This is a genomic window from Acidovorax sp., assembly GCF_046291265.1.
GTDB lineage: Bacteria > Pseudomonadota > Gammaproteobacteria > Burkholderiales > Burkholderiaceae_C > Acidovorax.
This window is the reverse complement of sequence record NZ_JBKBTV010000112.1, coordinates 1-7,356: the sequence shown is the minus strand read 5'-3', so window position 1 is coordinate 7,356 and position 7,356 is coordinate 1. Positions and strand designations below refer to the sequence as shown.

Sequence of the window (7,356 nt, the reverse complement as noted above, 5' to 3'; positions counted from 1 at the left end):
GTTCAAGTGGAAGAACTGACATCTCCACTGTGGCACTTTCGATGCCGTTTAGGGTGGGGGCGTCCATCCCATTGGCTCACAAAACTCAGCGAAGCGATTCTGGCTAGGCGCTGCGTCGCAGGCAGTACGGGCAGTACGACAAGACGCTGCAACGACGCAAGAAGAGTTTTGTGAGCCGCTCTCAGAGATGTCTGTGGCTGACAGCCACACAGGGCTTCAGCGTTTACGCTCGACCCTTCCCTTCCCTTGCCGCTGCCACCGCCCTCTCGGCCTCCTCTACCTCACCGCTTGCCTGTGCCACCACCACCCAACGCTCCCGACTCTGGCTCCTTCACACCGCCGCCCTTGGCAGCCTTGCCCAGCCGCACCGCATGGACCATGCTGCTGGCACTGATCTCCGGCTTTGCGCTGAGCCAGGCGTTTCGCACCATCACCGCCATCATGGCCACCGGGCTGCAGGCGGAATTTGGCCTTTCGGCGCAAGCGCTGGGGCTGTTTGCAGGCGCCTTTGCGTTCGCGTTTGGCGCGATGCAGTTGTTCATGGGCATTGGCATCGACCTGTACGGCGTGCGGCGCACGCTGCTGGTGGCGTTTCCGTTGGCCATTGCCGGGGCGCTGGTGTCGGCGCTGGCGCCGGGCTACGGCATGGTGCTGCTGGGGCAGGTGCTGATCGGCGTGGGCTGCGCACCCGCCTTTTTGGTGTGCACGGTGTTCATTGCGCGGTATTTCGCACCGTCACGGTTTGCCATGGTGTCGGGCGTGGCCATGGGCGTGGGCGGGCTGGGCATGTTGTTCACGGGCACACCGCTGGCGTGGCTGGTGCAGTGGTCATCCTGGCGGATGGGCTTTGGGGTGTTGGCCGGGTTGTCGGTGCTGGCGTGGTTGCTGATCTTCTGGAAGGTGCACGAGCCCGCCCAACCCACCCATGGCACCCACCCGCGCGAATCGGTGGGTGCCGCCATCCGCGGGTTTGGCGCGCTGTTTTTGCTGCCGCACACGGCCGGCATCATGCTGCTGGCGCTGACGACGTATGCATCGTTTCTGGCACTGCGCGGCCTGTGGCTGGGGCCGCTGCTGATCGAGCGGCATGGATACTCGCTGGTGGCCAGCGGCAATGTGGCGGTGATCGTGTCGCTGGTGTCATTGTTCAGCCCAGCGCTGTTTGGCCGGTTCGACCCGGGCCCGGGGCGCCGCCGACGCTGGATCACCGGTTTCACCGTGCTGCTGGCCACGCTGTTTGCGGCCATCGGATTTCTGCACCGCGAGTGGCTGGACGTGGGCGGCGCCATTGCTGTGGGCCTGCTGTCGGGCTACATGGTGCTGCAGTATTCGGACGTGCGCTCGGCCTACGCCCCCGCCGTCACGGGCCGCGCCATGGCGGTGTTCACCATGGCGCTGTTTCTGGGTGTGGCGCTGATGCAGTGGGTGACTGGCGTGGCTGCATCCGTGGCGGCCGCGCAGGGCGCTGACCCGTATGTGGCGGTGATGCTGACCATTGCCGCCATGCTGGCGGCGGGCACACTGGCCTTCAGGTGCCTGCCCGCGCCCGCGCACTGACACGCACTGGCGAAGCATCCGCCACCCGCCACCACTGCAGCACACCAAACAACAACTCAAACAGCGTAAAGCCCAGCACGATAGCACTGGCGCCGTGGACCACGGCGTATATCTGCCAAGCCGCAAACAAAAACCGCGCCACGCCATCCAGCCGCCCCAGCAGCCGTGACGGCGCCACCATGCGCGCGAGCGACCACACCACCACCACCGACCCCAGCAGGTTGGCCAGCAGCATGTGGGTGGTATCCAGCGGGTGCAGGGTGCCGGGCAGGCCCAGCGTGGCGGCCAGCATGCCCAGCTGGGCGTACAGCCAAGCAAAGGTCCAAGGCAATGCAAACGGCCAGGTGACCAACAGGTCGTACCAACCGCTGGCGCGCACGATGCGCAGGTAGCGGGGTGTAGACAAAGAGAAAGCGACCGTCGGTTTGGCGGCAGTCGCAGGATGGGTGGGGACGGCAGGAATGGTGGACATGGCAGCGCGGCAATAGAAGTGAAAGAAGCCCGCAGCTTCAGGCCTGAAGTACGCTTCAGGGTCAAGCAGAATCTTCTGCCCGCCCTTTTGATGGAAAGACTGCCCCATGAACCTCATCCAGCTGACCGACCTGCGACCCGAAGACATCCGGCACATCTGGGCACTGGTCGACGCGCCCGGGCCTGCGCTGCAGGGCACCGTGGCATGGTCGTTTGAAGGCAACGGCATCCGCACCCGCACGACGTTCATCGAGGCCTTCCGGCAGCTCGGGCTGGCATTTACCGAGCTGCCCAACCTGCTCAAAACCGGCGAACGGGCCTGCGACCTGGCGGGCTACCTCGACCCGTTTTACGCGGCGTATGTGGTGCGTGAAACCAACCATGCGCGGCTGTCGGAGTTTGCCGCCGCGTCGCAGCGGCCGGTGATCAACGCCATGTCGGCCCAGGGCCACCCGTGCGAGGTGCTGACCGATGCGTACTTTGTCGATGCGCAGATCCAACCCCTGGCGCAGGCGCGCGTGTGCCTGTGGGGGCCCAGCACCAATGTCTTCCGTTCATGGCACGGGTTGGCCCAGGTGCTGGGGTTTGAGCTGGTGCAGGTGTGCCACCGGCGCTTTCACGAGGTCCTGCCACACGTGGTGTTTGTCGAACCTTCCGCACTGCAAGGCCCGGTGGATGTGGTGATCACCGACAGCTGGCCCGCAGGCGCCGAGGCCGACGCCGAGACCCAAACAGACATGACACCGCTGACCGAAGAACACCTGGCCGCCCTGGGCAACCCCGCCCTGCTGCCCACACCGCCCTTCACACTGGGCCGTGAGCTGACGGTGGACCCGGTGGAATACCCCGGTTTTGTGGGCTACGCGCAAAAACAACTGCTGCTGCCGGTGCAGACCGCCATCCTCCGGTGGGCACTGGGCGCAGCCAGCGATGCCCAGAGCGGAGGCGACCGTGCTGATCGGTGAACTCGCGACCGCCTCGGGCCTGAGCCGCGAGGCCCTGCGGTTTTACGAGCAGCAGGGGCTGATCCGCGCGCAACGCCTGGCCAACGGCTACCGCGATTACCCCGCCGAAACCGCCATGCTGGTGCAGTACATCCGCACCGCACAGCAGCTCGGTTTTACGTTGGCCGAAATTGGCGACCGGCTGCCCGCGATCTGGGACGCCGCCGACCCCGGCCCCGCGCTGGCCCAGGTGTTGGCCGTGAAACTGCAGGAGATCGACACGCGCATCGCCGCGCTGCAGGCCCTGCGCCAGACGCTGGCCGAACGCGTGGCCACGGACTGCCCGCTGCGTGGGACCGCTGCCGCCTGAAGGGGCCCGCTCCCCACCACCACCCTCTATCGCCCAGAATTTAAGCAAAAACAGGCTCTAGCGCTTATCCATCAAGCGCTAGTAGCTATGTTTTTAGTAGCATTCAGCGACTACAGAGAACTGGCACTGGACCCATCGCCGCGGTACAGCCACGGTACGTCCAGCACCCGCTCGCCCAGCAGGCGCAAGGACAAATCGCGCCCCCAGCGCACCGGGCCCACCGCGTGAAAAATGCGACCGTTGCGCGTGGACCGCGCCTGCACCCGCGCGTTGCGCTGCCAGCGGTTGAGGGCGTAGCGACGCAGGCGCAAAGGCACGTCCATGTCGTGCATGGACAACGCGCGCTGCAGTTCGGCCGCGTCTTCAATGGCCATGCCCGCACCCTGCGCCAGGTAGGGCCGCATGGGGTGGGCCGCGTCGCCCAGCAGGGCCACCAGGCCTTGCGCCATCTCGTGGGCACCGCGCACGGGCGGGCGGTCGCACAGCGGCCACAGGCGCCAGCCGGGGCCGCTTGCGGCACCCACGCTGCGCACGACATCCTGGAGCGCCGTGCAGGTGCCCTGCAGGGCGTGCTCCAGGCCCGCAGCGTTGGCAGCGTGGTCCCAGCTTTCCAGGTCGTGCGGCGCGGGGCCTTGCACGATGACGACGATGTTCTGCAACTCGCCCCGCCGCACGGGGTATTGCACGGCATGCAGGCGCGGCCCGAGCCAAGCGGTGACCTGGCCGGTGCGCAACGCATCGGGCAGCGCATGCTGCGGTACGAGCGCGCGGTAGGCCAGGTGGCCTGTCACGCGGGGTGCGACGGCGCCCAGCAACTGGGTGCGGGTGCGGCTCCACAGGCCATCGGCTCCGATGAGCGCATCACCCTCGACCTCCTTGCCGCGGCTGGTGCGCACGGTGACGACGCCGTCGGCGTCGGCGAATCCGTCAATGGCATGCTCCAGATGCAACTGCGTGTCGGTGTATTTGGTGACTGCTGACAGCAGCAGGTTGTGCAGGTCGGCGCGGTGGATGGTGGCGTAGGCCGCGCCATAGCGCTGCACCGCCGTGGGCCCCAGCGGCAGCACGGCCAGCTCCTTGCCACTGACGGCGTTGCGCACCTGCAAGCGGCTGGGGAACGCGGCCACGGCCTGCAAGGGCTGCTGCAGCCCCCAGGCCTGCAGGCGGCGCACCACGTTGGGCCCAATCTGCACACCTGCGCCCACTTCGCTGAAGGCAGCGGCGCGTTCATACAGCCGCACATCCCACCCCGCGCGCGACGCGCCCAACGCCGTGGCCAAACCACCGATGCCGCCACCGGCCACCAACACCTGTTTTTTCATGGGGCGATTGTGAACTGCACGCGCTGGCGGGCCTTTGTCGCAGCGCAGGTCAGAGCGCAGGGCGCAGCGCGCGCTCCAACACTTCAGCTGGCATGGGGCGGCCAAACAGGTAGCCCTGAAACGACTTGCAGCCGTGGCGCTGCAAAAATTCAAGCTGTCCCGTGGTCTCCACGCCTTCCGCCACCACGGCCAGGTCCAGGCTGGCTGCCAGGGCCAGGATGGTGCGCACGATGGCTGCGTCGTTGGGGTCGGTCTGCAGGTCGCGCACAAAACTCTGGTCGATCTTGAGCTGGTCGAGCGGCAGGCGCTTCAAGTAGCTCAGCGACGAATACCCCGTGCCAAAGTCGTCCAGCGAGAAGCCCACACCAAAGCGGCGCAGGTATTCCATGCGCGCAATGATGTCCTCGACATCGGCCAGCAGCAGGCTTTCGGTCAGCTCCAGCTTGAGCCGCTCGGGGTTGGCACCGCTGGTGTTGAGCACGCCCAGCACCCGCTCCACAAAGTCGGGCTGGCGAAACTGCCGCACGCTCACGTTGACGGACAAAAAGAACTGCCGTGTGAGCGTGCTGCGCGACCAGGCGACCAACTGCGCACACGCCGCCTCCAGCACCCAATGCCCCAGCGGCAAGATGAGCCCCGTCTGCTCGGCCAGCGGAATGAACTCGGCGGGCGATACCAGCCCGCGGCGTGGATGCTTCCAGCGCACCAGCGCCTCGGCGCCCTGCAGGCGGCCCTTGGCATCCACAATGGGCTGGTAATACAGCACCAGTTCTTTGTCTTGCAAGCCGCGGCGCAGGTCCGCCTCCAGTGCGGACCGGTTGCTGACGGCGGCCTGCATGTCGGGGTCAAAAAAGCGTTGTGTATTGCGGCCAGCCGCCTTGGCCTGGTACATGGCCAGGTCAGCGTGTTTGAGCAGCTCGTCCACGCTGCACACCTGCTGTCCAAACAGCGCGATGCCGATGCTGGGCGTGCTGTGGTGGCTGGTGTCGCCCAAGGCGTAGGGCTTGCCCAGCGTGGTGGCAATGTGGCTGGCCACCAGCGCGGCTTCGGCGCTGGCGTGCGCGGTGTCGGTGCTCAGGCCCTCCACCAGCACCACAAACTCATCGCCCCCAAAACGGGCCACGGTGTCCACCTCGCGCACACAGGCCTTGAGGCGCTGCGCGGTCTGCAGCAGCAACTGGTCGCCGATGTCGTGGCCGAGGGTGTCGTTCAGGTCCTTGAAGTTATCCAGGTCGATGAACAGCAGCGCACCCTGGGTCTGGGTGCGCTGCACCGATGCCAATGCGCGCTGCAAGCGGTCTACCAGCAGGCGGCGATTGGGCAGGCCGGTGAGCGCGTCGTAGAACGCCAGCTGCTCAATCTGGCTCTCCACCCGCTTGCGCTCGGTGATGTCGCGGCCCACCCCGCGGTAGCCACGCAGCGTGCCCTGCGCATCGAACACGGGCACACCGCTGACGGATATCCAGTGCATGGTGCCGTCCGGCCGCTCGCGCTGCAGTTCCAGGTCGCGAAACGGCTGCTGCGCTTGCAGCACGGCACGGTGCGCAGTCCAGTCTGCCTCTGTCATGTTAAGGGCGCCGATCTCCCAGCGCGTGCGGCCCATCACGCTGGACAGCGGGATGCCGTTGACGCTCAGATCGCCCGCCAGCTGCATAAAACGCCCCTCGGCGTCGTGCTCCCAGTACCAGTCGGACGACAGGTCGGACAGCGACCGAAACCGCGCCTCGCTCTCGCGCAGCTCGTTCTCCACCCGCACGTAGTCGCTCACATCGGCAAAGGTGCGCACCAGGCCACCGTCGGGCAGTGTGGTGGTGCGTACTTCCAACGTGCGGCCATCGCGGGCGGTGCGCCAGTACAAGGCGGGCGCGGGCGCCACAGCGCCCTGGGCAATGTAGTCATGCCCGCGCCGGTCTACCAGGCTGTAACCCTCGCCAAAATCGCCGCGCTCCGCTTGTATCCGGGTGAGGTCGGCCAGCGTGGGGCGTGTGGCCATCAAGGACTCGGGCAGGTTGAGCAGCTCCAGCACGCGCTCGTTGTAAACGGTAATTCGCCCGTCCGGGCCCGTCTTGAAAATGCCCTGGCTCATGCTGGCCAGCGTGACCTGCAGGGCCGCGCGATGCTCTTGCAGCATGGTCAGTGCCTCTTGCCATATGCGGGCATCCACCATGCGCACCGGCTGCCCCTTGCCCTGGGCGTTGTGAATGAGCGCCGCCAGGCGGTGCAGCAACTCGCTGAGGTGGGCGACGCTGTCCACTTCAGTGTCACGCAGCACATAGTCGCCCAGGCCGCAGCGAAACGCGCGGGCGGCCAGCGCCTCTTGCGCGGCGTCGATGCACAGCAACACGGGGCGGCCTGCGCACAGCTCCAGCAGACCGGGCAGCTCGTGCACGGAAGGCCTCAGGCACAACACCACCGCAGCCCAAGCCTGCGATGCCAGCGGTGCCAGGGCCGTTTCGGGCGTGGGGGTGTTGACCACCCGCCAGTCGGGGTGGCGTTCGGCCATCATCCGCCGCGCGGCGGCCGCATGCTGGGTGTCGCTGTCCACCCACAACACGCCGGGGGCCGTCATGGCGCCTCCCTTCCACCCACGGGGGCCGCCACCGGTTGCTGCGCCATCAGCCCCGGTTCGTGCTCGCGCGCAAACACGTCGATGGGAACCGGCCGCCCAAACAAATACCCCTGAAACGCCTCA

General features: G+C 66.9%; 6 protein-coding genes. 3 read left to right on the top strand and 3 right to left on the bottom strand.

The features are described from left to right. Positions 1 to 378 precede the first annotated feature (378 nt). Complete coding sequence (locus ACK41V_RS22920) at positions 379 to 1,557, top strand: MFS transporter (RefSeq protein WP_409785875.1); 1,179 nt, start codon at positions 379 to 381, stop codon at positions 1,555 to 1,557. Here ACK41V_RS22920 and ACK41V_RS22915 read toward each other — a convergent pair. Then, positions 1,529 to 1,963, bottom strand: a complete 435-nt coding sequence (locus ACK41V_RS22915; protein WP_409785873.1) for a hypothetical protein — start codon at positions 1,961 to 1,963, stop codon at positions 1,529 to 1,531. The two genes, ACK41V_RS22920 and ACK41V_RS22915, sit on opposite strands and share 29 nt — an antisense overlap. 172 nt (positions 1,964 to 2,135) lie before the next feature. Here ACK41V_RS22915 and ACK41V_RS22910 point away from each other — a divergent pair, with 172 nt between their 5' ends. Continuing rightward, positions 2,136 to 2,993, top strand: a complete 858-nt coding sequence (locus tag ACK41V_RS22910; protein ID WP_409785872.1) for an ornithine carbamoyltransferase — start codon at positions 2,136 to 2,138, stop codon at positions 2,991 to 2,993. Then, a complete protein-coding gene (locus ACK41V_RS22905; protein ID WP_409785870.1) occupies positions 2,980 to 3,342 on the top strand; it encodes a MerR family DNA-binding protein in 363 nt (120 codons plus the stop codon). The genes ACK41V_RS22910 and ACK41V_RS22905 overlap by 14 nt, the downstream gene beginning before the upstream one ends. Positions 3,343 to 3,452: 110 nt before the next feature. Here the strand turns inward: ACK41V_RS22905 and ACK41V_RS22900 are convergent, their stop codons facing one another. Beyond that, positions 3,453 to 4,664, bottom strand: a complete 1,212-nt coding sequence (locus ACK41V_RS22900; protein WP_409785868.1) for an FAD-dependent monooxygenase — start codon at positions 4,662 to 4,664, stop codon at positions 3,453 to 3,455. A 49-nt stretch (positions 4,665 to 4,713) separates the two neighbouring features. Next, positions 4,714 to 7,233, bottom strand: coding sequence for a putative bifunctional diguanylate cyclase/phosphodiesterase (locus ACK41V_RS22895; RefSeq protein ID WP_409785866.1), 2,520 nt, complete (start codon positions 7,231 to 7,233; stop codon positions 4,714 to 4,716). Positions 7,234 to 7,356: the final 123 nt, after the last annotated feature.